Origin of the sequence: Streptococcus sp. CCH8-H5 (genome assembly GCF_001556505.1) — a bacterium.
Lineage (GTDB): Bacteria > Bacillota > Bacilli > Lactobacillales > Streptococcaceae > Streptococcus.
The window spans coordinates 1-209 of the sequence record NZ_LSIZ01000069.1; the positions used below are offsets into that span (position 1 = coordinate 1).

The following is a 209-nucleotide window of genomic DNA, read 5'->3' on the forward strand; positions in this document are numbered from 1 at the left end:
GTAGTTATCCTCGCTGTCTTCTTAGTGACTAAGTTTAATAGTCATGAGTCGGCGCGTGTTAGCACAAGTAGTAGCCCAGCCAAAACGGTTAAGAAGTCATCTTCAAGCTCAAGTAAGGCTGTTAAGAAGGATAAGAAATCAGTTCAATCATCATCTTCAGCAGTCACAAATGAAGAAAATGACAATCAGGCCTCAGCAGTAGCACCTAA

At 41.6% G+C, this 209-nt stretch carries 1 pseudogene; it reads left to right on the forward strand.

The features are described 5' to 3' along the window. Window positions 1-209 (forward strand): annotated as a pseudogene (locus AX663_RS04780) (DUF6287 domain-containing protein); the annotation flags it as partial.